This window comes from Pseudomonas sp. P129, assembly GCF_020312195.1.
Lineage (GTDB): Bacteria > Pseudomonadota > Gammaproteobacteria > Pseudomonadales > Pseudomonadaceae > Aquipseudomonas > Aquipseudomonas fragariae.
On sequence record NZ_JAGPYS010000001.1, the window covers coordinates 1,217,404 to 1,243,970 of the forward strand.

Genomic DNA, 26,567 nt, shown 5'->3' on the forward strand with positions numbered 1-26,567 from the left:
TCACGAATACCCGCGGGCGACCGCGTCAGCGCCGATCAGACCTGTCACCCGCCCGGCCAGGGCGTCCAGCCCGAACGGCTTGGTCAGCACTTGCGTGCAAGGCCGCAGGTGGCAATCGTCCAGCACGGATGTCTTGGCGTAACCGGTGATGAACAGGGTCGGCAAGCCTGGTCGACAGTCACCGGCCGCATCGGCCATTTCTCGGCCATTCATGCCGCCTGGCAAGCCTATGTCACTGATCAGCAGGTCGATGCGTGTGTCCGACTGCAGGATCTGCAAGCCTGATTGTGCGTCTGCCGCCTCCAGGCAGTTGTAGCCCAGACCGCTGATGACTTCGGCGACGAGCATCCTCACCGAGGGTTCGTCGTCTACGACCAGAACGGTTTCGCCGGTGTGATGCGGCGGCTCTTCGATGACTTCCGGTTCAACGGCGCGGGGAGCGTTGTCAGCGGTGTGGCGTGGCAGGTGCATGACCACGCTGGTGCCCTGGCCTTCGACCGACTCGACGCGAATCTGCCCGCCGGACTGGCGCACAAAGCCATACACCATCGACAGCCCGAGACCGGTGCCGGCACCGATGGCCTTGGTGGTGAAGAATGGTTCAAAGGCTTTGGCGGCAATGTCCGGACTCATGCCGATGCCCGTGTCGGTCACGCGGATGCTCAGGTGCTCGCCGGCAGGAATGCCGTGATCCGGGTCGGTGCACTCTTCGAGGGACGCATTGGCGGTCTCGATGATAATGCGCCCGCCGTTGGGCATTGCGTCACGGGCGTTCAGGCACAGGTTAAGCAGCGAGCTTTCCAGCTGGGCATGATCGATCAGCGCGGGCCACAGGTCATCATGGGCGACGACCTTGATGTCTATCTCCGGGCCGACCGTGCGCGCGATCAACTCTTCCATGTCATGAATCAACCCGTTCACGTCGGTGACTCTTGGCGACAGTGTCTGGCGTCTTGAGAACGCCAGCAGGCGGTGGGTCAGCGATGCGGCGCGGCGTACTGCGCCCTGGGCGACCGACACGTAACGGTCGACGTCACCGACGCGGCCCTGGGCCAGGCGTTTGGTGATCAGTTCCAGGCTGCCGGAAATGCCGGCCAGCAAGTTGTTGAAATCATGGGCGATGCCCCCCGTCAGTTGTCCGACGGCATCCATCTTCTGCGAGTGACGCAGGGCGTCTTCGATCTGCTCGCGTTCGAAAACGGCTTGTTCGATGCGCTGTTCTAGTGTCTGGTTGAGTTCTCTGACCGCTTCTTCGGCTTTTTTTCTGGCGGTTACATCGATAGAGGAGCCGATCAGACCGATCACTTCACCGCTGGCATCGAGCAGCGGCGCTTTGGTCGAGAGCCATATCGCTGCAGAGCCGTCAGCCAGGTTTACCTGTTCTTCGATCTGTTCGCTGACATTGCTCTGCATGATCCGGCGGTCGGTTTCCATAAGCGTCCGCGCCTGTTCCTGATCATCCAGAAATTCCAGGTCCGTCTTGCCAATGAAAAACTCGGGCGGCTTGCCGATCAGGTCAGCGGTGCCACGATTGGCGACCAGCATTCGACCTTCGAGATCCTTGGCGTAGACAACTCCGGGAACGGCAGCTGTGAATATTCTCAGCAACTCGTTGAGGCGGTCGCGCTCGTATTCGGCAGTGCGACGGCCGTCTATATCAAGCAATACACCTGGACTGCGAATGGGTTTGCCACGACTGTCGCGTTCGATTCTTCCGCTGGCTTCGATCCAGCGATAAATACCGTCTTCATGGAGAACCCGGTATTCGCATCGATAGGTTTCGCTACTCTGCAGCGCTTCCTCGATTGACTTGTCGACTCTGGCCGAATCGTCAGGATGAATGGAGGCAATCACCAGTTCCAGTGGCAAACCTTTGGCGCACAGCTTCGGGCACAAGCCGAAGGTCCGGGCAAAACGCTCATCGCCGGTCAACTGATCGGCAATGATGTCCCACACCCAGGTACCGACAACCGCCCCTGACTCCAGGGCAAGTTGCAGCCGCTCGGCTGCTTCCTGCGCCGAGGGAACGGGTGGCTGGGGGGCGAATGGCCTGCCGCCAAAAACATCATTGCTCATCACTATCGACCCACTTGAACGCCTGGTTCACAAAGACTCAGTCATAGGGCAGCGCAGCGGCCTGAAAGTTGTACAAAATTTATTCTATTTTGTGCTTCAGGCCTCACAAACGATGAGTGACACTCGATCATTCAATGATTCTGGAGTGGGTGATATTAAATTAATATCATCGGGGCGTGCGTTATTTTCGGCGGAGCAGGCGGGGCAGCGCTTTCAGGTCATGCCGGGCTTGGCGAATCCTCTGAAAGCGCTGGTTTCATTCAGGTATTGGCGTCTTGCGACGTCTCAATGCTGGCCGACAGGCGCAGGAAGGTTGGCAGCCTGTACGGGCGACCAGCGGGTCAACGCGTAAAACACTGCGCCGCCCAGGATGCAGCCGGTAAACCAGGCGAAGTTGGCAATCGGCTTGAACCACTCGACAAAGGTGAAGCACAGACCGACCAGTGCGGTGAGCAGCAATGCCTTGACCGCGATCCAGTTCACGCCGTTGGTGTACCAGTAGCGACCGCTTGGCGTGTCATCGAACAGGGCATCCACATCGATCTGCTGCTTCTTGATCAGGTAGTAATCCACCAGCAGGATGCCGAACAGTGGGCCGATACAGGCCGCCAGCACGTCGAGGGTGTAGTGAATCACTTCAGGGTTGTTGAACAGGTTCCAGGGCGTAATGAAGATCGACGCTACCGCTGCGATCATGCCGCCTGCCCGCCAGCTGATGCGGCTGGGCGCCACGTTGGCGAAGTCGAAGGCGGGGGAAACGAAGTTGGCGACGATATTGATGCCGACCGTGGCGGTGACGAAGGTAAAGGCGCCGAGCAGCACGGCCGTGGTGTTGTCGATGCGCGCGACGGTCGCAATCGGGTCGTGGATCATCTCACCGAAAATCGGCAACGTGCCCGAGACGATCACCACTGTTACCAGTGAAAACGCCAGAAAATTCACCGGTAAGCCCCAGAAATTGCCGCGGCGCACGTCGGCCATGCTGCGGCAATAGCGGCTGAAATCACCGAAGTTCAGCGTCGGCCCGGAGAAATACGAGACCACCAGCGCAATGGCCATGACCACCTGGCCGAACGCTGCCCAGCCGGACAACTCCTTTTCAGCCAGAGTAAAACTGATGTTGTCCCAGCCGGCGCGCCAGACAATCCAGCCTGCCAGAGCGAACATCACCGCATAAACGGCAGGGCCGGCCCAGTCGATGAAGCGCCTGATCGACTCCATACCCGTCCAGAACACCGCGGCTTGCACCACCCACAACGCCAGAAAGCCGAACCAGCCGAGCCAGGACAGTCCGAGAAATGTCACGCTTTGATAGACGGCCAGTTCCGGGAAGAAACGCAGCACCACGATCACCAGTGCGCTGGACGCCAGGTAGGTTTGAATGCCGTACCACGCCACGGCGATGAGCCCGCGAATGATGGCGGGAATGTTGGCACCGAACACGCCGAAAGCCAGGCGGCAAATGACCGGGTAGGGCACGGCGGCTTGCTGACTGGGTTTGGCGACCAGATTGGCAATCACCTGAATGATGCAGATCCCCACCAGCAGGGCGATCAGCACCTGCCAACTGGCCAGGCCCAGGGCGAACAGACTGGCGGCAAAAACGTAGCCGCCGACGCTGTGCACATCGCTCATCCAGAACGCCAGAATGTTGTACCAGGTCCACTTCTGCGGCACCGGCCCCAGATCGTGGTTGTGCAGGCGCGGGCTGTACCCGGCCGGGCGTTGATCTGTCATTGCGTGACTCCCTCGGTGTGTCGTGACGGGATCGGAGTACGATCGATGATTTTTTTGTATACGATCGTGTACGCAAAACATGTGCCATACGATTTCTCGTTGGTAGGGAATGGCCGCGAGTCTTGTTTTAGGGCGTTTTTACTGAGACAGGCGGGTAAATCGGGCAAGTCCGAGCAGTGATTTGAAGTGCACGTAAACAGGGCGCTTTTGCTCATTTACGGTGCGATTTATTCGTTTTCAATTGAGTGGCTCTCTGGCCAGTTATTCAAATCGCGCTACTCATCATGTTCCGTATCAGGCACTATTCTTGTATACGATCTGTAATGCCAATGTGATGTGAAGCCATGATCCGACCTGACAGTGCCCCGTTGTTTCTCACGCCTTCTGCCGCTGAAAAGGGCCGTGATGAACAGATTTACCAGCATGTTCTGGAAGCCATCGTCGAACACCGGCTCGCTCCGGGAACGCGCTTGCCCGAGGACGCACTGGCCGAAGTGTTCGAGATCAGCCGCACCGGCATTCGCAAGGTCTTGCAGCGTCTGGCGCTGGAACGGCTGGTGACCCTGCGCCCCAAGCGCGGCGCGGAGGTCGCGCAACCGTCGGCTCAGGAAGCACAGGATGTATTGGGTGCCAGGCAACTGATCGAGCCCGCGCTGATGGCCGAGATCGCCACGCGAGTCGGCGGCCGGCGTCTGGATGCACTGCGTGCGCTTTGCGATCAGGAGCATGAGGCGCAACACGCCGGGCGCCACAGCGAAGCGATTCAACTGTCGGCGCGCTTTCATGTGCAGTTGAGCGCGCTGGCGGGCAATCAGGTGTTGACCGAACAGGTCGCGCAGCTCACCACGCGGTCCTCGTTGATTGTGGCGGTGTACGGTTCGCGACGCAGTGTCGGGTGTGATTGTGGCCAGCATGTCGACTTGCTGGCCTTGCTCGAAAGCGGGCAGGGCGAACAGGCGCGCGAATGGATGGCCGAGCATTTGCGCCGCATCCGCGCCAGCCTGAATGTGGATGCGCCGCTCAGCGAGACAGTGGATTTTCATAGCATTTTCAAACGGCGCTGAAGGAGTTCCGGTGCGTATTCAAGTGATCAACCCCAATACCAGCGAAGCCATGACCCACAAGATCGGTCTGGCCGCGCAAGCCGTGGCGCGCCCAGGCACACAGATCATCGCCTGCAGTCCGGCGGATGGCCCGGTGTCCATCGAAGGCCATTTCGATGAGGCGATAGCAACGCTGGGCGTGCTGGAAGAAGTGCGCAAGGGCCGCGAGCAACAGGTCGACGCGCACATCATCGCCTGTTTCGGCGACCCCGGCCTGCTGGCGGCACGCGAGTACGCCAGCGCCCCGGTGATCGGCATCGCCGAAGCGGCCTTTCATATGGCCAGCCTGATTTCTACCCGTTTCGCCGTGGTCACGACGCTGACCCGCACGCGGATCATCGCCGAGCACTTGCTGCAGCGTTATGGCTTCAGTGAGTTATGCACATCGGTGCGCTGTATCGATCTGCCGGTGCTGGCGCTGGAGGAAAGCGGGCCGGAGCTCATCGAATGCATGGCCGAACAGGCCCGTCGCGCCCGTGACGAAGAAGGGGCGGGAGCCATTGTGCTGGGTTGCGGCGGGATGGCGGATCTGGGCAGGCAACTGAGCGAAGCGATTGGCCTGCCGGTCATCGACGGCGTGGCAGCGGCGGTGAAACTGGCCGAATCGCTGGTGGATCTGGGCCTGACCACCAGCAAACACGGCGACCTGGCCGACCCCATCGGCAAACCGTTCAAAGGCCGGTTTGCCTACCTGAGCCGGTGATGGCGTTTGCCCGCAGGGCGCAGGAGCGAACGTGTTCGCGAAAGGGGCGGCATGAACGATGAACATACACCGTCTGCAATACCGTTCGCGAACACGTTCGCTCCTACGGCCTACGGCCAGAGTCAAAAGCGAACGTGCGCATAACGATGAGCGCTCTGCGTGGTAGTGACATTTTCAAGCTTCTGCCCGCAGGGCGTAGGAGCGAACGTGTTCGCGAAAGGGGCGGCATGAACGATGAACATACATCGTCTGAAATGTTCTCAGGCTTCTGCCCGGAGGGCGTAGGAGCAAACGTGTTCGCGAAAGGGGCGGCATGAACGATGAACATACATCGTCTGAAATACTGTTCTCAGACCTCTGCCCGCAGGGCGTAGGAGCGAACGTGTTCGCGAAAGGGGCGGCATGAACGATGAACATACATCGTCTGAAATGTTCTCAGGCTTCTGCCCGGAGGGCGTAGGAGCGAACTTGTTCGCGAAAGGGGCGGCATGAACGATGAACATACATCGTCTGAAACACCGTTTTCAGGCTTCTGCCCGGAGGGCGTAGGAGCGAACGTGTTCGCGAAGGGAGCGGTATGAACGATGAACATACATCGTCTGAAACACCGTTTTCAAGCTTCTGCCCGCAGGGCGTAGGAGCGAACTTGTTCGCGAAAGGGGTGGCATGAACGATGAACATACATCGTCTGCAATACCGTTCCCGAACACGTTCGCTCCTGCGGCCTTAGGCCAGAATCAAAGGCGAACCCGTACCTTACATAGCCGGCACGCCACCCCCGACCAGGGCTTCAGTCGTGTCGTCCGGCACCACAATCGTGTTGTTGCCAGGCGTCAGGATGACCTTGCGGCAATCTTCTTCCTTCTTGTCGAACAGCTTGTAGCCCTTCGCCGCATCCTCCAGTGACATCCGGTGCGTGATGATGGCTTCGGGTTCCAGGCGGCCGGCCTCGATGTGTTCCAGCAATTCAGGCATGAAGCGATGCACGTGGGTCTGGCCCATTTTGAAGGTCAGGCCCTTGTCGAACGCATCGCCGAACATGAAGCCATGGATGAACCCGGCATATACCCCTGGCACACTGACCACGCCGCCGCGTCGTACTGCTGCGATGCACTGACGCAATGCCTTGCCGCTGCTGCCTTCCAGCTTCAGCGTGGCAAGGATGGTTTCCGTGGTGCTGCCTTTGGCCTCGAAACCCACTGCGTCGATTACGCCATCCACGCCGCGCATGCCGGCGGTCTGGCGAATGATCGTGTCAGCCGGATCATCGTCTTCATCGAAATTGATCGGGATCACGCCGTAGGTTTTCTGCGCATAGGCCAGACGATACGGATGGTGATCGACCATGAAGATCTTTTCCGCACCGAGCATTTTTGCGCACGCCGCGCTCATCAGGCCGACCGGGCCAGCACCGTAAATGGCAACCGTCGAACCCTGGCCAATCCCGGCGTTGAGTACAGCCTGCCAGGCGGTGGGGAGAATATCGGAGAGGAACAGAACCTTCTCGTCAGCCAGCGTGCCTGGCACCTTGAACGGACCAACGTTGGCCTTGGGTACTCGCACGTATTCAGCCTGACCGCCCGGAACGCCGCCATACAGATGGCTGAAGCCGAACAGCGCCGCCCCTGGTGGAATCGACTTTTTGTTGAGAATCGCGCCACGTCCGGTGTTGGTGGTTTCGCAGGCCGCGAACTGGTCGAGGTTGCAGAAAAAGCAGCTGCCGCAGGCGATGACGAACGGGATCACCACGCGATCGCCTTTGGCTACAGCCGTGACGGCCGAGCCGGTCTCTTCCACGACGCCCATGAACTCGTGACCGAAGATGTCGCCGTGTTCAACCGTAGGGATTTTGCCGCGATACAAGTGCAGGTCGGAACCGCAGATAGCGGTCGCCGTTACGCGCAGAATGATGTCATCCGCTTGCTCGATCACAGGGTCCGGCACCGTATCGACCTTTACACTGTTCGCGCCGTGGTAAGTCAAAGCTCTCATGATCAATCCTCAGTGGCAGCAGGAATTCCGCTCCGTTACTGAAGATGAACCATGAGCTTTTTGTTGGTTCAGCGCGATTGCTTGACGCGCGGACTAACGGTAGGTCAGTTGCGGAACGCTGTCATATCCTGCAACAGCATGCCCATCAGGCGGTTGGCACCAACGCTCAGTTGACGGCCCAGGCGGCTGATCAGGTGGGTTTGCGGGCTGCTGAACACCTCATGCTGCAAGGGCAGGGCACGCAATCTTCCGGCCCTTATTTCTTCCTCCACGACAAAGGTCGGCAGCAGCGTGACGCCCCCTTGCATGGCGAAGTGCTTGAGCATGGCGAAGGTGCTGCAGGTCAGCGTCGGCTGCACGGTGATGCCCAGCTGGTGCTCGGCTTGCAGCAGAATCTGGCGGATACCGTAAGACACCGCAGGCAGGGCGACACGGTAGTCTTCAAGTGCCCGCAGCTGTATCGGGCCTGGTTCGTCGGTCAGCGGGTGATCAGGCGCGGTGATCACACAGACCGGTTGACGCTGATGCGCATGCGAGCGGATTTTCGGGTCGGCAGCCGGATTGAAGACCAGGCCGATGTGCGCTTCATCCTCGACCACCTGGCGAATCACTTCGTTGCTGCCGCAGACGTTCACGATCAGTTCGATCCTGGGGTACAGCTCGGAAAACCGGGCCAGCGGCTGCGCGAGACTTTCCAGAAACCCCTCCCCGGAGACCAGCGTCACCGAGCCGCTGTGCAAGCCTTTCAGCGCCTGAATCGAATCCAGCAGGACCTCCTGCTGCGTCAGTCGCTGGCGGTAATAGGCCAGCACCTTGTCGCCCGCCTCGGTCGGTTTGACGCCGCGTCGATGGCGCTCCAGCAGGGGGGAACCCAGCTCCTGTTCCAGTTGCGCGATCTGGCGGCTGACCGCCGAAGGCGCAACGTTGAGGAAGTCGGCGGCAGCCCGGACGCTGCCCAATCGTACGGCTTCGAAAAAGTACAGGATGCGTCGATCTTGAACGAGGCTCATGGGCTTCCAGTGTTGCGCTAAAGGCAACATAAATTCGATTTTTGGATTATTGCTGAGAGGGGAGAGCGCTGTCCATACTCGAATCACCAGCACATTGCCGGCCGCAGGGGCCCGCAGCGTCATCCTCTAATTCGTACAAAATCTTTGATCGGGATGCAGACATGACTTTGAAAGCAGGTGTGATCGGACTGGGCAACATGGGCGGCGGCATGGCGGCCACGCTGGCCGGCAAGGGCTTTGATGTCAGCGGCTTCGACCTGTCGCAGGCCGCGCTGGCCCAGGCCGAAAGCAAGGGCGTCAAGCCGGTTGCCGATCGCACGCAACTGATTCAAGGCGTGGACATTCTGATCCTCTCGCTGCCCAAGGCCGAGCACGTGGAGTCGGTGTGCCTCAGCGCGGGTGGCATCAACGAGGTGGGTCGCAAGGGCCTTATCGTCGTCGATACCACGACGTCGACGCCGGAAATGAGCCGTAAGGTCGCCGCCGAGCTGGCGAAGAACGGCATCGCCTTCATCGACGCGCCGGTGTCTGGCGGCCCGAAAGGCGCTGCCACCGGCAGCATGTCGATGGTGATCGGTGCCGAGGATGCTGACCTGGCGCGCGCCATGCCGGTCCTGGAAGGCATGAGCGGGACACGCGTGCACGTCGGGCAATGTGGCGCAGGGAACGTGGCCAAGATCGCCAACAACATGCTCGCCGCCTGTCACCTGATCAGCACTGCCGAAGCCGTGGCGATGGCCGCGCGTGCAGGGGTCGATCCGGAAAAACTTCTGCAGGGTCTGAATGCCGGTTCCGGACGCAGCGGTGCCACGCAAGTGATGTTCCCGACCTGGGTACTCAACAAGGCCTATGACTCCGGCTTCACCATGGGCCTGATGCGCAAGGACGTCGGCCTGGCCAGCGATCTGGCGGACAGCCTGGACATGGACCTGCCGCTGTCGCGCGTCGTCGCGCAGTTGTGGCAGGCCAGCAGTGAAACCCTGGCGGACAACGAAGACTTCTGCGCCATCGTGCAACGCACCGATGGCAAACTTTACGGTCATGGAGAATAAGCGATGAGCACTGCAAGAATCCTCGAACTGATGCGTCCTTACTGGGGCGATCGCAGTGTCATCGCCAGCTACGTCGGCGGCCAGTTCATCGAAGGTCACGGCGCGCCCGTCGAAGTGCGCAATGCCCATGACGACAGCCTGCTGCTGAGTTTCCCGGACGCCGACGAGTCGTTGGTTGAAGTGGCCGACAAGGCTGCCAGGGCTGCGCAACAACAATGGTGGGCGCTGACTGCTCAGGCGCGTGGCCGTGCCATGTATCAGGTGGGCAATCTGATTCGTGACGAGCTGGAAAACCTCGCGCAGATCGAATCCCTGACCGCCAACAAGCCGATCCGTGACGCCCGCGTCGAAGTGCTCAAAGTGGCCGAGATGTTCGAGTATTACGCTGGTTGGGCGGACAAGCTGCACGGCGAGATCATCCCGGTGCCGACCACGCATCTGAACTATGTGACCTACGAACCGCTGGGCACGGTGTTGCAGATTACGCCCTGGAATGCGCCGATCTTCACCTGTGGCTGGCAGATCGCCCCGGCGATTGCAGCGGGCAACGCGGTCATTCTCAAACCGTCGGAACTGACCCCGCTCAGCTCGCTGATGGTCGGCGTGCTGATAGAGCGGGCCGGCGTGCCGAAAGGGCTGGTCAACGTGATTGCCGGTTTCGGTCATTCCATCGGCCAGGCGTTCATCGCCAAGGCTGACATTCGCAAGGTGGTGTTCGTCGGCTCGCCAGCCACTGGCCGGCATATCGCCGTGGCAGCGGCGCAGCGTTGCATTCCTGCGGTGCTGGAGCTGGGCGGCAAGTCGGCCAACATCGTGTTCGACGACGCCGACCTGGAAGTCGCCTTGCGCGGTGCCCAGGCCGCGATCTTTTCCGGTGCCGGGCAGAGCTGTGTGTCCGGTTCGCGGCTGCTGGTGCAGGAATCGATCTTCGAGAAGTTCACCAATGCCCTGGCGGTGGCTGCGACGCAGTTCAAGGTCGGTGATCCGAGCGATCCGGAAACCCAGATCGGCCCGATCAACAACGCCAAGCAATACAACCACGTGAAAAACATGGTCGAGCAGGCGCTCAAAGACGGCGCGAAGCTGGTGGGCGAGCACGCTGATCCGATCCCGGAAAAACCCGGTTACTACATCAATCCGACCGTCCTGGCAGGCACCAACGCGCTGTACTGCGCGCAGGAAGAAATCTTCGGCCCGGTGGTGGTGGCGATTCCATTCAAAGACGAAGAGGACGCGATCCGCATCGCCAACGACAGCCGTTTCGGCCTGGCCGGTGGTGTCTGGACCCGCGATGTCGGTCGTGCTCACCGCGTTGCCAGACAAGTGCGAGCCGGGACCTTCTGGGTCAACGGTTACAAGACTATTCACGTCAGTTCGCCGTTCGGCGGCTATGGTGAGAGTGGTTATGGCCGGTCTTCCGGTCTGGATGCCCTGCGCGAGTACAGTGAAGTGAAAAGCGTCTGGGTCGAAACCGCCGCCAAGCCAGCCGCCAGCTTTGGCTACGGCGCGAGTCTGGAGTAAGCACATGTCCATTTCAAAGACGTTGATTGACGAAGCAACTGTGTGGCGCCGCACCCTCCATGCCGCGCCGGAACTGGGGTTTCAGGAGCTGAAAACCTCTGACAAGGTGGCTGAGTTGCTGAGCGGTTTCGGCATCGAGATCCACCGTGGGCTGGGCGGCACTGGTGTGGTTGGCACCCTGCGTAATGGTGACGGTCCGACCATCGGCCTGCGTGCCGACATGGATGCCTTGCCGATTCAGGAACTGGGCGACAGCGTTCACAAGTCGACCCACAAGGGTTGCATGCACGCCTGCGGCCATGATGGCCACACCGCGATCCTGCTGGCCACCGCCAGGCATCTGGCCGAGACTCGGCGCTTTCGCGGCACGGTGCATTTCGTCTTCCAGCCTGCCGAAGAGAACCTCGGCGGCGCACAGCGAATGATCGAAGACGGGCTGTTCGAACGCTTTCCGATGGAAGCCATCTACGGCCTGCACAACTGGCCGGGCGTGCCTGCGGGCAAGGTGGTGATCAATCCGGGGCCGATGATGGCGTCGCTCGACACCTTTGAAATCACCCTGACCGGCAAAGGCAGCCACGCGGCCATGCCGGACAAGGGCAATGATCCGATCGTGGCCGCGGCCGAGCTGGTGCTGGGGCTGCAAACCATTGTCTCCCGGCGCCTGTCGCCGCTCGATTCGGCGGTGGTCAGCATCACTCAGTTCAATGCCGGCGAGGCGATCAACGTGATCCCGGAAACCGCCACGCTGCGTGGCACCGTGCGTTGCCTGCAAACCCCTGTGCGCGAAAAGGTTCAGCAACTGATCGGCGAGTTCGTCGAGCGTTTGCCGACGGCCTTCGGCGTGCGCGGCGAGCTGGTTTACAACGTCGGCTACCCGGTGACCGAAAACCACGTCGAAGCGGCTGCCACGATCCGTCGTGCAGCAGTCGCCGCAGTCGGCGAGGCCAACGTGCAGTGGGGCTGCAACCCGTCGATGGCCTCTGAAGACTTCGCCTTCATGCTGCATGCCTGTCCCGGTGCTTACATCTGGATGGGCGTCGACGGCGAGAAGCCGTCAGCGGCGTTGCACAACCCTTACTACGACTTCAACGACCAGGTGATTGAGCCCGGCGTTGCGGTCTGGACCTCGCTGGTGGAGCAGTGTTTGCCGGTGGCTTGAATGGCTCTCGCGCTTACGCCTGCCTTTGATGCTGGCCGTAGGTCATAGGAGCGACGCGGTTCGCGAAAAGGACGGTACCTCCGCAGGGGATGTACCGTCCCGGACGCTCTCGAATACGTCGCGACGCCGGTGGATGTCTGTCAGCACTCGATCAGGTTGACCGCCAGCCCGCCGCGTGAGGTTTCCTTGTATTTGTCGTGCATGTCGGCGCCGGTGTCACGCATGGTGCGGATGGCGTGGTCCAGCGAGATGTGGTGCTCGCCGTCGCCGCGCAGGGCCATCTGGGCGGCATTGATGGCCTTTACGGCAGCAATCGCATTGCGTTCGATGCAGGGGATCTGCACCAGCCCGCCGACCGGGTCGCAGGTCAGCCCCAGATTATGCTCCAGGCCAATCTCGGCAGCGTTCTCTACCTGCTCGGGCGTCGCGCCGAGGATCTCCGCCAGACCGGCGGCGGCCATTGCGCAGGCCGATCCTACCTCGCCCTGACAACCAACCTCGGCACCGGAAATCGAAGCGTTTTTCTTGCACAGAATGCCGACCGCGGCGGCGCTCAGGAAAAAGCGCACCACGTCATCGTCATTGGCCGTGGGTTTGAATTTCATGAAGTAATGCAGCACGGCGGGCACGATGCCAGCTGCGCCGTTGGTGGGCGCGGTCACCATGCGCCCGCCTGCGGCGTTTTCTTCGTTGACTGCGAGGGCGAACAGGTTGACCCATTCCATGGCGCTCAGGGTCGAGCCGATTACGTTGGGGTTATCCAGGTTCTGCAGGTTCTGATGCAGGCGGTAGGCACGCCGCCGCACGTTCAGGCCACCGGGCAGGATGCCGGTTTCCACCAGGCCCTTGTCGACGCAGGCGCGCATTGCGGCCCAGATCACCATGATTTTCTCGCGGATTTCCTCCTCGCTGCGCCAGACCTTTTCATTGGCCATCATCAGCTCGGAAATGCTCATGCCGTGGGTCTTGCACAGCTTGAGCAACTGCGCGCCACTGAAAAAATCATAGGGCAGGACGGTTGTGTCGTTGTCCAGCACGCCGCTGGCGGCCTGTTCAGCGTCGATCACAAATCCGCCGCCCACCGAATAGTAGGTCTGCTCGTGGAGTTCGCCGTTCTTGCCGTAGGCACACAGGGTCATGCCGTTGGGATGGTAGGGGAGGCTTTCATCGAGCAGGCACATGTCCCGCTCCCAGACGAAGGTGATGGCCTGTTCGCCCGCCAGCATCAGCTGGTTATCGCCACGCAGCGCGTCGATGCGCTGGTTGACCTGGCTAGGGTCGATCTGGTCCGGCCATTCGCCCATCAGGCCCATGACCGTTGCGCGATCGCTGCCGTGACCGATGCCCGTGGCCGACAGAGAACCGTACAATCGCACCTCGATCCGTTCTACGCTGTGCAACCGGTTGTGGTTGCGCAGCTCGGTCACGAACAGCGCACCGGCGCGCATTGGCCCGACGGTGTGGGAACTGGACGGCCCGATGCCGATTTTGAACATGTCGAAGACGCTGATAGCCATCACGAAGGTCCTTCAGGTGAGATGATGCACGGGAATTTGGTATTCCCCTTTTTCTGTTACTCATCTTTGGCTTCGGCTGTCGAAACGACAAACGATTGTTGCTATGCAACGCTTTAGCGGAACTCTTCAATGAGCAGAATCTTCAACGCACAGATGCACGCCTGGCTACAGGTGTTCGCCTGCGCGGCCCGTCACCTGTCCTTCACCCGCTGCGCGGAAGAATTGCACGTCACCCCCGGCGCGATCAGCCAGCAGATGCGCCAGCTCGAAGAGCGCCTGGGCTTTGCGCTGTTTCACCGGGTCGGGCGCGGGCTTGAGCTGACCGCTGAAGGTCAGCGTCTGGCGGTGGTCGCCAACGAAGTGCAGAGCCGTATCAGCGAAGAACTGCGCCTGCTGTATTCCGGGCGTATCGGCGGGGTGTTCAAGCTGCGCTGCATTCCATCATTCCTGAGCAAATGGCTGATGCCGCGCCTGCCACGCTTGCAGGCGGCGTTTCCGGACATCCAGTTGCGGATCATTGCCGAGGACAGCAGCGGCTCGTTGCGTGATGACGATTTCGATCTGGCCATCGACCTGAACGACGGCAGCTATCCGGGATTGTCGACTACGCCCTTGCTGGAAGAGGAGCTGTTCGCAGTCTGCTCGCCAGACCTGCTGGTGGGCAAGCCGCCGCTGGATACGCCCAGTCAGCTGGTGCACTTTCCGTTGTTGCACGACATCACTGCCTGGCGCGGCAGCTATGAGTATGCGGAGTGGGAGTTCTACCTGACGGCCATCGGTGCCGATGGCATCGACGTGCGTCGCGGCCACACGTTCAACCGTAATCACCTGACCATCGACGCCGCGCGCATGGGCATGGGTGTGGCTATTGCGCGCAAGGCGCTGATCACCGATGAGCTGGAGCAGGGCTTGTTGATCGTGCCGTTCGGTCATCCGATCAAGGCCAGAAAGAAATACGTGCTGGCCTATCGTGAAGGGGCGCTCAGCACCCCGTCACGTCGCGCAGTGCATGACTGGCTGGTGAACGAGGCGCAGGGCTGACTCGCGCCGAATCAGGCGGTGCGGATCAATGGAACAGCTCGGCGATCAATACTGCGCCGATGAACGTACCGAAGTTGGCCAGGAATGACACCAGCACAATCCGCCAGCCCAGGCGGCGGAAGGCCGGGAGGTCCTTGGCAATCGACAGGCCGGCGAAGGTCAGCATCGGGGTGATGACCGCCAGCAGGTTGATCGAGCCGGTGATCCGTGCAATCTCGGCGGCCCAGGGGCAGGCCGGCGACGTCAGGAACATCGCTACCAGCGACACCATGCACACCGCCGGGATCTTGCGGCGCAGCAGGTTGCACAGCACCTCACCCACGAAGGCACAGAAAATCATAATGCCCATGCCGGTGAAGGCATCGCCTGACAGTGTCTTGTAGCCGACATAGTTGGCAATCAGCGCCAGTGCCCCCGCCGCCAGCCAGGCACTGATCTTGCCCGACCAGCCCAGTTCCGGCACCTCCAGCGACACGTCGCTGTGGCGCAGGCCTTCCTCGCTCATGGAGGCTTTGGTGGTGCGGCCGATCAGCGGCTCGAGCACACGATAGCCCCAGACCGCCAGTGGCAGGGAGATGAACAGGGTGAAGTAGGTGCCGATGGTGGTGGTGATCAGGTTCGAGGCTGCCGCCAGGGTCATGACTTCCTTGGCGACTTCCGGTGTCTGTTGCGCGGCAATCGCCCCGGCAGCGGCGGCCATCATGCTGCCCGAGCCGATGCCTGAGCCCATCGCCAGCGAGTTGGGATGGAAGATTCCCAGGCTGGCGATAAACCCGGCGACAATCGCAATGAACAGCGCGCCGAACAGGGTGCCCGTCAGGTATTCGGCCAATACGCCGCGACCTTCCGGTGAGTCCATGCCATAGCGTTCGCCGATGATTGCCAGGCTCGGCTCACGGCCGACCGAGAAGGTCGCACCAATGGCTTCGCGCTTGATACCGAGCATCAACGCCACCGGCAGACCGAGCATCACGGTACCGACGAAGTGGCCGAACTCCTGAAACATCAGCGCCCACCCGGAAGCGAACACCACCGGCAGCGAGCCACCGACCACCAGACCGAGCTTGGCGATGAACAGCAGCAGGGCAGGTTGCAGGATGGAGGCCGAGCGCAATTGCGTGCCGTGGTCGATGCCAATGGTGCCCGGCATACGACGGCTGGCAAGGCCGATCATCGCGCCCAGCAGCAGCGCCCAGACCATCGGCAACAGCACCACCTTGCCGGGGCCCAGCGGAATACTGACTGCACCGATCATTTCAGCAATGGTGAGGATAATGGCGGCCCAGACATACAGTTTCACCGTCGATGAAACGGCCTGATTGTCACCCGACACTGCAGCGTGTGAGTTTTGCATGATGATCCCCTTGCCTGCTGAATGACCTTTTTCAGGCCTTATCAATCGTTATTCTGTTTTTCAGGTCGGCGCGGTGAAGCGCCAGGGCAGCGTTGGAAAGTCCATGAAGTCATGGAGACCGTTATCCGGCCAGGTATTTTTATGAGGTCTGAATGTGATCCAGACCCAGGCTGCTTCGAGCCTTCGCAAGGGGATCACAGGGTGCGCTATTTGAAGGGATGAGCCTTTGAATACGGCACTTTGCTGTCCACACGCCATCGCAGTATGCATAGCGCGAGGTTGCACACCAATATTGCGAATTTTATTTATCGTTGCTTTAAACAGAACACAGAACGCCCCGGAATGTGACGCAGAGCGCTCATCATTATGCACAAGTCCGCTTTTGATTCTGGCCGGAGGCCGTAGGAGCGAACTCGTTCGCGAAGACGATGTTTCAGGCGATACATTCTCGGGAAGGCTTGCGGCCCCTTCGCGGACAAGTCCGCTCCTACGCCCGTTGGGCAGAATCAAAACGGCCTTTTGCCCAAGGGGGAGCGAACCGGGAATGTGACGCAGAGCGCTCATCGTTATGCACAAGTCCGCTTTTGATTCTGGCCGAAGGCCGTAGGAGCGAACTCGTTCGCGAAGACGATGTGTCAGGCGATACATTCTCGGGAAGGCTTGCGGCCCCTTCGCGGACAAGTCCGCTCCTACGCCCGTTGGGCAGAATCAAAACGGCCTTTTGCCCAAGGGGGAGCGAACCGGGAATGTGACGCAGAGCGCTCATCGTTATGCACAAGTCCGCTTTTGATTCTGGCCGAAGGCCGTAGGAGCGAACTCGTTCGCGAAGACGATGTTTCAGGCGATACATTCTCGGGAAGGCTTGCGGCCCCTTCGCGGACAAGTCCGCTCCTACGCCCGTTGGGCAGAATCAAAACGGCCTTTTGCCCAAGGGGGAGCGAACCGGGAATGTGACGCAGCGCGCTCATCATTATGCGCAAGTGCGCTTTTAATTCTGGCCGAAGGCCGTAGGAGCGAACTTGTTCGCGAAGACGATTTTTCAGGCGATATATTTTCGGGAAGGCTTGCGGCCCCTTCGCGGACAAGTCCGCTCCTACGCCCGTTGGGCAGAATCAAAACGGCCTTTTGCCCAAGGGGGAGCGAACCGGGAATGTGACGCAGAGCGCTCATCGTTATGCACAAGTCCGCTTTTGATTCTGGCCGAAGGCCGTAGGAGCGAACTCGTTCGCGAAGACGATGTTTCAGGCGATACATTCTCGGGAAGGCTTGCGGCCCCTTCGCGGACAAGTCCGCTCCTACGCCCGTTGGGCAGAATCAAAACGGCCTTTTGCCAAAGGGGTAGCGAACCGGGAATGTGACGCAGAGCGCTCATCGTTATACACAAGTCCGCGTTTGATTCTGGCCGAAGGCCGTAGGAGCGAACTTGTTCGCGAAAAAGTCGGTATGGGCGCCAAAATGCATCGCCTGAAACATCGTCTTCGCGAGCAAGCTCGCTCTCACTAATTAGTAGGCGGGACTGCTCAGCTCCAGCGCCTTGGCGCATTCCTCCAGGGAGCGACGCTGGGTATCGGCATACAGGTCCAGTTCGTTAAGCGTCCCGCGTCCCAGCGCCCGCTCGAAATCCTGCTGATTCGAATTCGTCGCGTAATGCGCCTGTGCGTTATCGCCCAGATTGGACTGGAAGATACCCGCCGCGCTGACCGGCAAAAAGTCTTCGTACACCAGTGGCTCGAAGCGCACATGACCGGCTTCGACAAGCTGCTCCAGACTGCCTGATGCGCGCACTGCGATGCCTGATTCGGTCGGGAAATAGCGGAAGTAGGCCAGACCCTGCCTGCGCATTTCAGCGTGGCTGTCCGGGAACGCCTTGAACGTCTCTTCCAGCAGCCCGGCATAGCGCACGGCATTGGCCTCATTGGGGAACTCGCCCAGCGCGTCGCGAGCTTCGTTCAGCAGCCGGTCATACAGCTCGCGGCCTTTGGGCGTCAGTGCGGCGCCACGCTGTTCGATCTCGCCGAAGCGTGCCGAGTGGCTGCCCGACCGACTGCCACCTTGGCCGATGAAGGCAATCGGTTCTTCCAGCGCCTTGAAGCTGGTCTGGCGCAGCAGAATCGGGCACTGGCGACGTGGCGGCCCTTCAACCACCGCTTTGGGGGTGATGCCCTTGCCGGGCATGCCGGCCTGAACCGCATCGATGTCCAGCGTGCGAGGCGTCAGGTGGTTGATGTGCGGGCCGCGAAACGCCACCACATCAGCGATCAGGCGATGCTGAGTGTTCAGCTTCTGATAGTCGTCCAGCGAAACGGTCGCCGTGTTGTGCCAGCGAAAGGTTTCCAGCGCCTGCTGAATGAACTCGGCCGCATCGGCTTCGCTCAAGCCGCCGTCTGCTTCATGCTTCTCGATCAACGCCAGGGCGCCGGGCGTGAAGATACTGCGTTTGCCCAGCACCTGACTGGCGAACTCACGCAGGCTGTCGCTTTCGATCAGTTCCAGACGCAGCAACGAGGTGAACACCCGAAACGGACTGACCTGCAGCGCCTGCTCATGCACGGCGCGAAAGGCGGTGGAGTGAACCGGCACGCCGGCCGCGCTCAGGTCGTAGTAACCCACCGGCTGCATGCCCATGACCGCGAACAGGCGGGCGAGGGTGGCCAGTTCCTGTGCCGTGCCGACGCGGATCGCACCGTGCCGTTCCATGTCCAGGCGCTGGATTTCACCGGTCTGGCGCAGGCTGTCCAGCACACTGCTGTCATGGCTCATGACCTGTTCGTTGACTTCACTCACCAGCGCCATCAGCGTGCCGTACAGCGGCACTTCGTGCTTGTACATCTGCGACATGGCGCGAGAAAAGCCCGCGCGGATCTGGTCCGGGTCGGCAAAGCGTGCTGTGCTCATCAGGGTGTTTTCTCCGTACGGGTTCAAGCCAGCGCTGCCAGGCAGCGCTCGAAAATATCCAGCCCTTCGTGCAGCACGTCGGGTTCGATGGTCAGCGGGATCAGCAGGCGGATAATGTGCCGCGATTTGCCACTGGGCATCAGCAGCAGCCCGGCGTTCCTCGCTGAGCTCAGCAGTTCGGCGAGCGGTCGGGTGCCGGGCTCGCCCTCCGGCGTGATCAGTTCGATACCGCGCATGCAGCCGACCCCGGTCAGCCTGCCCAGATACGGCGACAGTTTGCTCGCCCGCCAGGCTTCATAGCGTGAAACGATGGCGCGCTCCTGCTGCTCGCCCCAGCTGGAAAGGTTGGCATCGGTCATCTGCGCCAGTGACGCGAGGCCCGCTGCGCAGCCAATCGGGTTGCCGGAATAGGTGCCGCCCAGGCCGCCCTTGGGCAGGTTGTCCAGCAACGGCTTGCGACCCACCACCGCGCCCAGCGGGATGCCGCCCGCAATGCTTTTGCCCAGCAGAATCAGATCCGGTTCGATGCCCAGACGGCTGAACGCAAAACGCTGCCCGGTACGGCCGAAGCCGGACTGGATCTCATCGGCGATCAGTACGATGCCGTGTTTATCGCAGAACGCTCGCAATGCCTGGGCAAAGTCCGGCTGCATGGCCAGAAAACCGCCTTCGCCCTGCACCGGCTCGAAGATGATGCAGCCCACGTCGTTGACGTCGATCTCGACGCTGAACAGCCGGTCCATGGCCTTGAGCGCCTGCTCGGTGGACACGCCGTTGTCCTTGCTGGGGAACGGAACGTGAAAGACCGGGCCGGGCAGCACGCCGACTTTCTGTTTATAGGGTGCCACCTTGCCGTTGAGGTTGAGGGTCGCCAGCGTGCGGCCATGAAAGCCACCGTCGAAGGCGATGACCGCCGTGCGCCCTGTGGCGCCGCGTACGATCTTCAGGGCATTTTCGGCTGCTTCGGCACCGCTGTTGGTGAGCATGCCGCTGAGGGGATAACTGACCGGTACGAACTGCGTGAGCTGCTGCATGAAGCGGATGTACGGGTCGTGAGGCGTGGCGTTGAAGCAATAGTGGGTCAGTTTTGCCGCCTGGTCCTGAATGGCCGTGACCACTTGCGGGTTGCAATGCCCCAGATTGAGCACCCCGATGCCGCCGACAAAGTCGATGTAGCGCTTGCCGGCGGTGTCCCAGACTTCAGCGTTGCGGCCGTGGGACAGCGTCATGTTGTGGACAAACGAAATGGATTCGCTGATGTGTTCGCTCATCGGTCTGGCCCCGACTCCGGGTGATCATGATGGCCTTATCCAAACAAACATCGGGCACCGCTCGCAAACGAAATAAAATCACCGGGTCATTCCAATAATTCCCAATGTAGTGGCCTTTCTGGCTGCTAATGATCAAAAGTTCATTCCTAAAAGGAATCATGTTTTTCAAAAACGTCGTTTGTAGGTCAGCCCCGAGTGGCTTGATACTGAGCTCATCGATGATTTCCACCGTGGTTTCATGACAGGAGAATCAACATGGTTGCCGAGTTACTAGCACGTCTGGGCGTGGCGAACAGTGCCCACACCCAAGGGGACTATCCGGTTTACACCCCGATTGATGGCAGCCGGATTGCCTCGGTCACGCTTGAAGGCAAGGCACAGGTCGTAGCGCGTATCGACAGCGCCCACAGCGCGTTTCTGAAGTGGCGCACAGTACCGGCCCCACGGCGTGGCGAGCTGGTGCGGATCTTTGGTGAAGTACTGCGTGAGCATAAGGCTGATCTGGGCGAACTGGTGTCGGTTGAGGCTGGCAAGATCACTCAGGAAGGTCTGGGTGAAGTGCAGGAAATGATCGACATCTGCGACTTCGCCGTCGGTCTGTCGCGTCAGCTGTACGGTCTGACCATTGCCTCCGAGCGTCCCGGTCATCACATGCGCGAAACCTGGCACCCGCTGGGTGTGGTCGGCGTGATCAGCGCGTTCAACTTCCCGGTCGCAGTCTGGGCCTGGAACACCACGCTGGCGCTGGTCTGTGGCAACCCGGTGATCTGGAAGCCTTCGGAAAAGACTCCGCTGACGGCACTGGCCTGTCAGGCACTGTTTGACAAGGCGCTGAAGATTTTCGGTGATGCACCCGCAGCACTGGCGCAATTGGTCATCGGTGATCGTGATGCCGGTGAATCGCTGGTCGATGACCCGCGCGTGCCACTGATCAGCGCCACCGGCAGCACTCGCATGGGCCGTGAAGTCGGGCCGCGTGTCGCCGCGCGTTTCGGGCGCAGCATTCTGGAACTGGGCGGCAACAACGCGATGATTCTGGCCCCCAGCGCCGATCTGGACCTGGCCGTGCGCGGCATTCTGTTCAGTGCGGTAGGCACCGCCGGTCAGCGTTGCACCACGTTGCGCCGCCTGATTGTGCACCGTTCGATCAAGGACGAAGTGGTCGCCCGCGTCAAGGCCGCCTACGCCAAGGTGCGCGTCGGTGATCCGCGCGAAGGCAATCTGATCGGTCCGCTGATCGACCAGCAAGCGTTTTCGGCCATGCAGAACGCGCTGACCAAGGCCCGCGACGAAGGCGGGCAAGTGTTCGGTGGCGAGCGTCAGTTGCAGGACAAATACCCGAACGGCTATTACGTCACGCCGGCCATTGCCGAAATGCCTGGGCAGAGCGAAGTCGTGCGTCACGAAACCTTCGCGCCGATTCTCTACGTGCTGGCCTACGACGACTTCGAAGAGGCCCTGCGCCTGAACAACGAAGTACCGCAGGGCCTGTCGTCGTGCATTTTCACCACTGATCTGCGTGAGGCCGAGGCTTTCCAGAGTGCCGCGGGCAGCGATTGCGGGATTGCCAACGTCAATATCGGCACCAGCGGTGCCGAAATCGGCGGGGCATTTGGCGGCGAGAAGGAAACCGGTGGCGGTCGCGAGTCCGGCTCCGATTCGTGGCGCGCCTACATGCGCCGGCAGACCAACACCGTCAACTACTCCCGCGAGTTGCCGCTGGCTCAGGGCATTGTTTTCGACTGATGTGAACCGGGCACTTATTACCGACATTGCTGGAGTTTTTCGATGGTGCAGTTTGCTCAAGGCTGTCTGTGGGAACAATTGACTCCGCAACGTCCGGTCAGCCCGGCCCTGAGCGGTGAGCGGAGCGCCGACGTGTGCATCATTGGCGCCGGGTTCACCGGTCTGTCGGCGGCGTTGCGCTTGCTGGAAGGCGGCAAGTCGGTGTGCGTGGTCGAAGCGCACCAGGTCGGCCATGGCGGTTCCGGACGCAACGTCGGTCTGGTGAATGCCGGGACCTGGGTGGCGCCCGATCAACTGGACAAGGTACTGGGCAGCGTCGAGGCCAGCCGACTGAATAGCGCATTGGGCGCGGCGCCGGCTCTGGTGTTCGCGACCATCGACCAGTACCGCATCGATTGCCAGGACACGCGCACCGGCAACCTGCACATGGCGCATAACGCCAAGGGTCTGGCTGACCTGCGCAGCCGTGCCGAACAGTGGCAACGGCGCGGTGCCAACGTCGAATTGCTGACCGGCAAACCCTGCGAAGACGCTTGTGGCACCGACAAGGTCAGCGGTGCCTTGCTCGATCACCGCGCCGGCACGGTGAACCCGATGGCCTATGTCTCGGGCATGGCGCTCAACGTGGTGGCGCAGGGTGGGCAAGTGTTCGGCGATTCTCCTGTCAACGGCTTGCAACGCACCGCTGATGGCTGGAAGGTCTCTACTGCCGCGGGCAGTGTACGTGCCGAGAAAGTGATCATCGCGTCCAATGCCTACACCGAAGGCGAGTGGACCGATATCAAGGATCACATCTTCGCGGGGTACTACTATCAGGTCGCTTCGCAGCCACTCAGCGGTGTCGAGCAGGCGCAGATTCTGCCTGGCGGTCAGGGTTCGTGGGATACGCGCACGGTGCTCAGCAACATTCGTCGCGACGCTCACGGGCGCCTGCTGCTGGGCAGCCTGGGTAACGCCGGCAATTATCCGCTGTGGTTCATTCGTCAGTGGGCGGATCGCGTCCAGCAGCATTACTTCCCGCAACTGGGCCGGGTCGAGTGGCAGAGCACCTGGACCGGGCGCATCGGCTTTACGCCGGACCACTTGTTGCGCCTTTTCGAACCCGCGCCAGGCTTGCTGGCGGCGACCGGTTTCAATGGTCGGGGGGTGACCACCGGGACACTGGTGGGCAAGTGCTTTGCCGATTACCTGCTGAGCAACGATGCGACCGCGTTGCCGATGAGTTTTTCAAGCGGCAAAAAGGTCTCCGGCAGTTCGCTGCGCAGCCTCGCCTACGACACGGGTTTCACCCTGTATCACGCCGGGCAATGCCTGCGCGTGGTGCTTTGAACCGAGCGGGTTCAGCTCGTCCTGCTCTTGATGCGCAGCTCTGCACACAGTCCGCCCTGCGCCGAGTTGCGCAGGTGCAGGCTGCTTTCCAGTTTGCGCACGATCATGTCGACGATCGCCAGCCCCAGTCCTGCGCCATTGCTGTGACCCTGACTGTAAAAGCGTTCGAAGAGGCGCGCCTTCTGTTGTTCGTCGATACCCGGCCCTGCGTCTTCGACTGAAAGGTGCGCGCTGCCATCTTCCTGTGTGTGCAGAGCGACGCGTATCTCGCTGGCGGTCGGGGCGAAATTCAGCGCATTGGTCAGCAGGTTCTGCAGGGCAATGGTGATGGCTGCCGGGTCGCTGCGGATCACGCAATTCTCGCCTTCCTCGAACACCAGATCGACGCGCTTCTCCAGGGCCAGCGGCGTGAGTTCGGCCATTTCCTCGCGTACCAGCGTGTTCAGCTCGAAGGTCTGTAACTGGCTGACTTCAAGGCGCGGTTCCAGGCGTGCCATGGTCAATAACTGACTGGCCAGGCGGGCGGCGCGGTCGACGCCATGCACAAGGAAATCCAGTGCTTCCAGGCGTTGCTCCGGGGTTTCGGCCTGGCGCGCGTTCTGCGCGTGGATGCGCAGGATGGTCAGTGGTGTGCGCAGTTCGTGCGCCGCGTCAGCGATGAAGCGTCGCTCGCGTTCCAGCACACTCTCGATCTGGGTCAGCAGGCGGTTGAGCGCGTACTGCATGGGCTCCAGCTCTTTGGGCAGGGGCGTTACAGCAAGCGGTTCGAGGCTTTCGGCATCGCGCTTGCGGATGACTCTGGCCATCGCTTGCAGCGGGCGCAGGCCCCAGCCGATGGCCAGCCAGATCGCCACCACCAGCAGCGGCACACCGATCAGCGTCGGCCACAGCGTGTGACTGACAATGCGCTGAATCAGGTCCTGGCGCACGTCATCGCGCTCACCCACCCAAATGAGAAAACCTTGCTGTGGATCGGCGAGGAGAAAGCCGCACCACTCGTGGCCGTTCTCGACCAGATCATGGGAGCCTTCGGTTGCCGGAGGTGCGCTGAGCAGCGGCGCTTCGGCCGAGCGCACCAGCAGCTCGCCCGAGGTTCGCCAGACCTGAAAGGTCAGCCGGGTTTCGTAGGGATGGGCCACGCCACTGGTGCCGACCCGGCTCATGGCCTGATCGAACGCCTGATACAGCTTGTCGAGGTCCTGTTCACCCGCTGCGCGCTGATGCAGCACGCCTTGCAGCAGGCGCGCGCTTTGGGCCAGCTGTGCGTCGTAGACTTCTTCGATTTCGTGATGGCTGTCGCGCAGGGCGAGCAGGCTGATGGTCAGGTCGCCGAGCAGCAACAGCATCAGCACCGGGACCAGAATGCGCGCGCGTACCGAGGTCATGCCTTGAGCTCCAGCAGGTAACCGACGCCGCGCACGGTGCGGATCAGCTCGGTGGACAGTTTCTTGCGCAGGTTGTGAATCAGTACCTCCAGCGTGTTGCTTTCGACCTTGTCCTGCCAACCGTACAGGGTGTTGGACAAGCGCTCGCGGGTGACCACCTTGCCGGGGCGGATCATCAGTTGATGCAGCAACTGGTATTCCATGGGCGTCATCGGTACTTCGCTGCCCTGGAAACTGACCTGTTGCGACGCCGGGTCGAGGCTGATGCCGGCATGTTCCAGCAGCGGTTGCGCACGGCCCTGGCTGCGCCTGAGCAGGGCGCGGACCCGGGCTTTCAGTTCATCGACGTCGAATGGCTTGATCAGGTAATCGTCCGCGCCGGCATCCAGACCGGCAATACGGTCGGCAGTCCCGTCGCGCGCGGTCAGGATCAGCACCGGCAGGGTGAGTGCTTCGGCGCGCAACTGGCGCAGCAGGTCCAGGCCATCCAGGCGCGGCAGGCCGAGGTCGAGCAGCAACAGGTCGAATGGCTCGCTGCGCAAAGCGTGCAGCGCGCTCAGTCCGTCCTCCAGCCAGTCGAGGGTATAGCCCTCGGTATTCAGGGCCACGCGGATGCCCTGACCAATGGCTCGATCATCCTCGACGAGAAGCAGGCGCATAGGGTTTGACCGGTGAGTGTGGGGAGAAGGGCGCCATGATGCCGTCAGCAGGCAGCAGCGCGAAGTGCCGTGTGTCCGGGAAGATGTTACGAGCTGTTACGTATTAAGCTTTTCCTAAGATTCGTTTCGCACAGTAGGCGCTCCTTAACTGCTTGCGAGTCTCTGTCATGCGTAAAGTCCTGCTGATTTCCCTGTGTCTGGCCAGCCCGCTGGCACTTGCCGGCCCGCAATGCACCACGGCTGACAAGTCCCAATGGCAGGATCAGGCCAAATTCCAGGAGCAGCTCAAGGCTCAGGGTTACGAGATCAGCAAGTTCAAAGTGACCGATGGCAACTGCTACGAAATCTATGGCTTCGACAAGGACAAGCGCAAGGTCGAGATCTATCACGATCCGGTGACGGGTAAAGCGGTTAAGACCGAGATCAAGTAATGAACCGTGGTTCCCTGCGCCTGTGGGACCCGCTGGTCAGGCTGTTTCATGTCTCGATCGCGGGTGTTTTTGTTGCCAATTATTTCTTCAATGAAGCCGGTGGCGACTGGCATATCTGGCTGGGCTATTACGCGGTTGCCTGGCTGGCGGTGCGAGTGGTGTGGGGATTCATCGGGCCACGCAGCGCATGCTGGAGTGATTTCTGGCCACATCCGGCGCGCCTGCGTACGCACATCCGCTCGCTGATCGAGCGGCGGCCGATGCATCGGCTCGGCCATTCCCCGCTCGGCGCGCTGGTCATGGTACTCATGATGGTGCTGATCTTCGGCATGGGCCTGACCGGTTTTCTGATGGAAGAGGTCGATGCCTTGTGGGGCGCCGACTGGCCGCAGGACATCCATGAAATTCTCGCCAACACATTGTGTGCCCTGGTGGTGCTGCACATGGCCGCCGCCATCTTCGAAAGCGTTCAGGTACGTGACAACCTGCCCTTGTCGATGCTGACAGGCAAGCGACGTCCGTTGCCCGAAGATCGCCATCGCTGAAACCACACCTTTGTTCCTCTTTACAGTGATGCCTCCCG

Annotated in this window: 20 protein-coding genes; 10 read left to right on the plus strand and 10 right to left on the minus strand. The window is 61.0% G+C overall.

Translation table 11 applies throughout. The features are described 5' to 3' along the window. A complete protein-coding gene (locus KBY02_RS05350; protein ID WP_096135421.1) occupies nucleotides 1-2,076 on the minus strand; it encodes a PAS domain-containing sensor histidine kinase in 2,076 nt (691 codons plus the stop codon). 285 nt (nucleotides 2,077-2,361) lie between these two features. After that, a complete protein-coding gene (locus KBY02_RS05355; protein ID WP_011268495.1) occupies nucleotides 2,362-3,813 on the minus strand; it encodes an NCS1 family nucleobase:cation symporter-1 in 1,452 nt (483 codons plus the stop codon). 344 nt (nucleotides 3,814-4,157) lie between these two features. Between KBY02_RS05355 and KBY02_RS05360 the strand changes: the two genes are divergently transcribed. Together KBY02_RS05360 and KBY02_RS05365 are read left to right on the plus strand one after the other, a co-directional pair. Continuing rightward, nucleotides 4,158-4,877 (plus strand): GntR family transcriptional regulator, encoded by a 720-nt coding sequence (locus KBY02_RS05360; RefSeq protein ID WP_003406418.1) that lies wholly within the window; start codon nucleotides 4,158-4,160, stop codon nucleotides 4,875-4,877. A 10-nt stretch (nucleotides 4,878-4,887) separates the two neighbouring features. Beyond that, a complete protein-coding gene (locus KBY02_RS05365; RefSeq protein WP_003412566.1) occupies nucleotides 4,888-5,619 on the plus strand; it encodes an aspartate/glutamate racemase family protein in 732 nt (243 codons plus the stop codon). 756 nt (nucleotides 5,620-6,375) lie between these two features. Here KBY02_RS05365 and KBY02_RS05370 read toward each other — a convergent pair. Further along, entirely contained in the window at nucleotides 6,376-7,611 is a 1,236-nt protein-coding gene (locus tag KBY02_RS05370; protein ID WP_011268492.1) for a zinc-dependent alcohol dehydrogenase, read from the minus strand. Between the two features lie 104 nt (nucleotides 7,612-7,715). Then, complete coding sequence (locus tag KBY02_RS05375; protein ID WP_024639142.1) at nucleotides 7,716-8,621, minus strand: LysR family transcriptional regulator; 906 nt, start codon at nucleotides 8,619-8,621, stop codon at nucleotides 7,716-7,718. Between the two features lie 161 nt (nucleotides 8,622-8,782). Here KBY02_RS05375 and KBY02_RS05380 point away from each other — a divergent pair, with 161 nt between their 5' ends. The 3 genes from KBY02_RS05380 to KBY02_RS05390 are packed head-to-tail and all read left to right on the plus strand — an operon-like array spanning nucleotide 8,783 to nucleotide 12,356. Beyond that, the gene (locus tag KBY02_RS05380) at nucleotides 8,783-9,673 is read left to right on the plus strand and encodes an NAD(P)-dependent oxidoreductase (protein WP_225649947.1); all 891 of its coding nucleotides are present in this window, start codon (nucleotides 8,783-8,785) and stop codon (nucleotides 9,671-9,673) included. Between the two features lie 3 nt (nucleotides 9,674-9,676). After that, nucleotides 9,677-11,194: an aldehyde dehydrogenase family protein gene (locus KBY02_RS05385; RefSeq protein ID WP_011268490.1), complete on the plus strand. Its 1,518-nt coding sequence runs from the start codon at nucleotides 9,677-9,679 to the stop codon at nucleotides 11,192-11,194. Nucleotides 11,195-11,198: 4 nt separating this feature from the next. Beyond that, a complete protein-coding gene (locus tag KBY02_RS05390; RefSeq protein ID WP_011268489.1) occupies nucleotides 11,199-12,356 on the plus strand; it encodes a M20 aminoacylase family protein in 1,158 nt (385 codons plus the stop codon). 140 nt (nucleotides 12,357-12,496) lie between these two features. Here the strand turns inward: KBY02_RS05390 and KBY02_RS05395 are convergent, their stop codons facing one another. Then, nucleotides 12,497-13,873: an L-serine ammonia-lyase gene (locus tag KBY02_RS05395; protein ID WP_225649948.1), complete on the minus strand. Its 1,377-nt coding sequence runs from the start codon at nucleotides 13,871-13,873 to the stop codon at nucleotides 12,497-12,499. Nucleotides 13,874-14,002: 129 nt separating this feature from the next. Here KBY02_RS05395 and KBY02_RS05400 point away from each other — a divergent pair, with 129 nt between their 5' ends. Further along, nucleotides 14,003-14,914 carry a LysR substrate-binding domain-containing protein gene (locus KBY02_RS05400; protein ID WP_003406407.1) on the plus strand — a complete coding sequence of 304 codons (912 nt, stop codon included), beginning with the start codon at nucleotides 14,003-14,005 and terminating at the stop codon, nucleotides 14,912-14,914. Between the two features lie 25 nt (nucleotides 14,915-14,939). Here the strand turns inward: KBY02_RS05400 and KBY02_RS05405 are convergent, their stop codons facing one another. From KBY02_RS05405 to KBY02_RS05415, 3 genes are all read right to left on the minus strand, one after another. Then, nucleotides 14,940-16,268 carry a DUF3100 domain-containing protein gene (locus tag KBY02_RS05405; protein WP_024639145.1) on the minus strand — a complete coding sequence of 443 codons (1,329 nt, stop codon included), beginning with the start codon at nucleotides 16,266-16,268 and terminating at the stop codon, nucleotides 14,940-14,942. A 1,503-nt stretch (nucleotides 16,269-17,771) separates the two neighbouring features. Then, complete coding sequence (locus tag KBY02_RS05410) at nucleotides 17,772-19,163, minus strand: VOC family protein (RefSeq protein ID WP_225649950.1); 1,392 nt, start codon at nucleotides 19,161-19,163, stop codon at nucleotides 17,772-17,774. 23 nt (nucleotides 19,164-19,186) lie between these two features. Then, nucleotides 19,187-20,434: an aspartate aminotransferase family protein gene (locus tag KBY02_RS05415; RefSeq protein ID WP_024661224.1), complete on the minus strand. Its 1,248-nt coding sequence runs from the start codon at nucleotides 20,432-20,434 to the stop codon at nucleotides 19,187-19,189. Nucleotides 20,435-20,689: 255 nt separating this feature from the next. Between KBY02_RS05415 and KBY02_RS05420 the strand changes: the two genes are divergently transcribed. Together KBY02_RS05420 and KBY02_RS05425 are read left to right on the plus strand one after the other, a co-directional pair. Further along, nucleotides 20,690-22,180: an aldehyde dehydrogenase family protein gene (locus KBY02_RS05420; protein WP_318654142.1), complete on the plus strand. Its 1,491-nt coding sequence runs from the start codon at nucleotides 20,690-20,692 to the stop codon at nucleotides 22,178-22,180. A 42-nt stretch (nucleotides 22,181-22,222) separates the two neighbouring features. Beyond that, nucleotides 22,223-23,509, plus strand: a complete 1,287-nt coding sequence (locus KBY02_RS05425) for an NAD(P)/FAD-dependent oxidoreductase (protein ID WP_225649952.1) — start codon at nucleotides 22,223-22,225, stop codon at nucleotides 23,507-23,509. Between the two features lie 11 nt (nucleotides 23,510-23,520). On the opposite strand, the gene KBY02_RS05430 is transcribed toward KBY02_RS05425, so the two are convergent. Together KBY02_RS05430 and KBY02_RS05435 are read right to left on the minus strand one after the other, a co-directional pair. Then, nucleotides 23,521-24,894 carry a sensor histidine kinase gene (locus KBY02_RS05430; RefSeq protein WP_024652803.1) on the minus strand — a complete coding sequence of 458 codons (1,374 nt, stop codon included), beginning with the start codon at nucleotides 24,892-24,894 and terminating at the stop codon, nucleotides 23,521-23,523. Further along, on the minus strand, nucleotides 24,891-25,553 hold the full coding sequence (locus KBY02_RS05435; protein WP_003406384.1) for a response regulator: 663 nt from the start codon (nucleotides 25,551-25,553) through the stop codon (nucleotides 24,891-24,893). Before KBY02_RS05435 ends, KBY02_RS05430 begins: the two co-directional genes overlap by 4 nt. A 167-nt stretch (nucleotides 25,554-25,720) precedes the next feature. Between KBY02_RS05435 and KBY02_RS05440 the strand changes: the two genes are divergently transcribed. Next, a complete protein-coding gene (locus KBY02_RS05440) occupies nucleotides 25,721-25,984 on the plus strand; it encodes a PepSY domain-containing protein (RefSeq protein WP_003406383.1) in 264 nt (87 codons plus the stop codon). Then, complete coding sequence (locus KBY02_RS05445) at nucleotides 25,984-26,529, plus strand: cytochrome b/b6 domain-containing protein (RefSeq protein ID WP_024661225.1); 546 nt, start codon at nucleotides 25,984-25,986, stop codon at nucleotides 26,527-26,529. The genes KBY02_RS05440 and KBY02_RS05445 overlap by 1 nt, the downstream gene beginning before the upstream one ends. Nucleotides 26,530-26,567: the final 38 nt, after the last annotated feature.

Excerpts from the sequence above, each read along its gene's own strand:
- KBY02_RS05410 (WP_225649950.1), bottom strand. The coding sequence starts at position 19,163 with ATGAGCACAGCACGCTTTGCCGACCCGGACCAGATCCGCGCGGGCTTT.
- KBY02_RS05385 (WP_011268490.1), top strand. The coding sequence starts at position 9,677 with ATGAGCACTGCAAGAATCCTCGAACTGATGCGTCCTTACTGGGGCGAT.
- KBY02_RS05355 (WP_011268495.1), bottom strand. The coding sequence starts at position 3,813 with ATGACAGATCAACGCCCGGCCGGGTACAGCCCGCGCCTGCACAACCAC.
- KBY02_RS05375 (WP_024639142.1), bottom strand. The coding sequence starts at position 8,621 with ATGAGCCTCGTTCAAGATCGACGCATCCTGTACTTTTTCGAAGCCGTA.
- KBY02_RS05395 (WP_225649948.1), bottom strand. The coding sequence starts at position 13,873 with ATGGCTATCAGCGTCTTCGACATGTTCAAAATCGGCATCGGGCCGTCC.
- KBY02_RS05440 (WP_003406383.1), top strand. The coding sequence starts at position 25,721 with ATGCGTAAAGTCCTGCTGATTTCCCTGTGTCTGGCCAGCCCGCTGGCA.
- KBY02_RS05390 (WP_011268489.1), top strand. The coding sequence starts at position 11,199 with ATGTCCATTTCAAAGACGTTGATTGACGAAGCAACTGTGTGGCGCCGC.
- KBY02_RS05430 (WP_024652803.1), bottom strand. The coding sequence starts at position 24,894 with ATGACCTCGGTACGCGCGCGCATTCTGGTCCCGGTGCTGATGCTGTTG.
- KBY02_RS05380 (WP_225649947.1), top strand. The coding sequence starts at position 8,783 with ATGACTTTGAAAGCAGGTGTGATCGGACTGGGCAACATGGGCGGCGGC.
- KBY02_RS05420 (WP_318654142.1), top strand. The coding sequence starts at position 20,690 with ATGGTTGCCGAGTTACTAGCACGTCTGGGCGTGGCGAACAGTGCCCAC.
- KBY02_RS05370 (WP_011268492.1), bottom strand. The coding sequence starts at position 7,611 with ATGAGAGCTTTGACTTACCACGGCGCGAACAGTGTAAAGGTCGATACG.
- KBY02_RS05350 (WP_096135421.1), bottom strand. The coding sequence starts at position 2,076 with ATGAGCAATGATGTTTTTGGCGGCAGGCCATTCGCCCCCCAGCCACCC.
- KBY02_RS05425 (WP_225649952.1), top strand. The coding sequence starts at position 22,223 with ATGGTGCAGTTTGCTCAAGGCTGTCTGTGGGAACAATTGACTCCGCAA.
- KBY02_RS05405 (WP_024639145.1), bottom strand. The coding sequence starts at position 16,268 with ATGCAAAACTCACACGCTGCAGTGTCGGGTGACAATCAGGCCGTTTCA.
- KBY02_RS05360 (WP_003406418.1), top strand. The coding sequence starts at position 4,158 with ATGATCCGACCTGACAGTGCCCCGTTGTTTCTCACGCCTTCTGCCGCT.
- KBY02_RS05415 (WP_024661224.1), bottom strand. The coding sequence starts at position 20,434 with ATGAGCGAACACATCAGCGAATCCATTTCGTTTGTCCACAACATGACG.
- KBY02_RS05400 (WP_003406407.1), top strand. The coding sequence starts at position 14,003 with ATGAGCAGAATCTTCAACGCACAGATGCACGCCTGGCTACAGGTGTTC.
- KBY02_RS05445 (WP_024661225.1), top strand. The coding sequence starts at position 25,984 with ATGAACCGTGGTTCCCTGCGCCTGTGGGACCCGCTGGTCAGGCTGTTT.
- KBY02_RS05435 (WP_003406384.1), bottom strand. The coding sequence starts at position 25,553 with ATGCGCCTGCTTCTCGTCGAGGATGATCGAGCCATTGGTCAGGGCATC.